The sequence below is a fragment of the Paraburkholderia sp. SIMBA_053 genome (assembly GCF_046534895.1).
Classification (GTDB): domain Bacteria; phylum Pseudomonadota; class Gammaproteobacteria; order Burkholderiales; family Burkholderiaceae; genus Paraburkholderia; species Paraburkholderia caledonica.
Map to the genome: position 1 here is coordinate 1 of NZ_JAWRXU010001898.1, position 230 is coordinate 230.

At 63.0% G+C, this 230-nt stretch carries 1 pseudogene; it reads right to left on the reverse strand.

Annotated features, from left to right (window positions below):
- Window positions 1-230 (reverse strand): annotated as a pseudogene (locus SB753_RS42150) (M48 family peptidase); the annotation flags it as partial.

Genomic DNA, 230 nt, shown 5'->3' on the forward strand with positions numbered 1-230 from the left:
GGCGACGTCCCACTTCCAGCCTTTCGCCCGCTCGTTCCATTTGAGCGAGTACGGAACCATCTTGTCGACGATCGAGCGCACGCGCGTGACATGCGCATCGGCGTCGCCGTATAGACGGTTGGCGTGCTCGGCGCCGTACGCGATCTGGCTGAACTCTTCGGCGGCTTGCGCCTCGAGCATCGGCGACGGAATCAGGTTGCGGAACACCAGATAGCCGCCGTAACGCAACT